At 56.9% G+C, this 1,223-nt stretch carries 1 pseudogene; it reads right to left on the reverse strand.

The window, feature by feature from the left end:
• Positions 1 to 1,054: 1,054 nt before the first annotated feature.
• Positions 1,055 to 1,223 (reverse strand): annotated as a pseudogene (locus tag AC07FD_RS00005) (LLM class flavin-dependent oxidoreductase); the annotation flags it as partial.

Consider the following 1,223-nt stretch of genomic DNA (forward strand, 5'->3'; position numbering starts at 1 on the left):
AGGCGTGGCTCGATCAGGGCAGATCTCGTTGAGTGGTGCGAAGGCAGCGACCATGCCAGGATGGCAATCCCGGCAGAGCATCCAACGGGGATTGCGAACCTTCACGGTGCCGAAAACAGTTCTGATTTTGCGCGTCCCATCGCTGCCTCCTTGAAGAAGCGACGGTGATGGACTGCTTGGGCCTAACAACCCGTATTCGACCCCAGAGAAATTACCGGTCTCGCAGCGAGCCAAGCGCGAATCTCAAATTAAATGCAAATTCTCAATTGTCTGCTGACGCATAGATCCTCTAGTCGACGAATCGCAAAGGAACGATATCGCGTGCTTTGCTGAGTGCACCTGGGACGACGAGGTATTGGATGCCCGAGAAAATCAAGTTGATCCGACGCTCGGCGCTCAACACGGGCCGCGGCGCTAACCTCTCCGGATAATGACGAAGCATCGAAACAGCCGTTGCCGTCCCTTTTCCCAGTTAGCAGCGCTCCATTTTGAGGGCTCGATGAGGGTATGTTTGACCGGAGACCGGCTGACGTAACGCGGAGGCCGTCGCCAACGGATGGCTGAAAGCAGGCCTCGCACAGTTGTTGCGATGCCGGATGTGCTCTTCGCACGCTATCCGGCGCTCCGTGCACTCGCCGCAGGTTCTCATCTGCTGCGCGCTTCGCCCTGCGGACAGCAGACAGCGAAGCCTCCACTGCCTCGAAAAGCTCGCGACGGTGGCTCAATTCCGTGACCGGCTCGCCATTTTGGGGAGGTAATCCGTGCAGATGCCTGGCGTTGATCATCCAATCCATCTCCTGACCGCTTCATTTGGCACCGACCTCTTTCAGCCGGCGGATCCTTCCGACCGCCGGATCATGTTGACGATCCCTCGGGAGATTTGCCTCTTGTAAAGAACATGACGGTCTGCGCCGTCTTACCTACGTTGCTGTTACTCTACCGTGCAGTGGCCTTGGAAAATATGACAGATGGACCACAATAATCGGGTTTAAGCTGAAGACTTCTCAGCGAATCCTGAAAAAGGAAACAGCAGGTCTTCGATCTTCATGATGCATCAAGCGGTCGCCCTTTGCAGTCCGCTGAATGTGTTTTGCGGGCGCGGCAGACCGAAATGGTCCCGTAGCGTTGCCCCGTCATAGTCGTGCCGGAAAAGTCCGCGCCTGCGCAAGATCGGCACCACCTCCTCGGCGAATATGTCGAACCCGCCCTGTAGATAGGGCGGC

It is taken from the genome of Mesorhizobium waitakense, assembly GCF_056431085.1.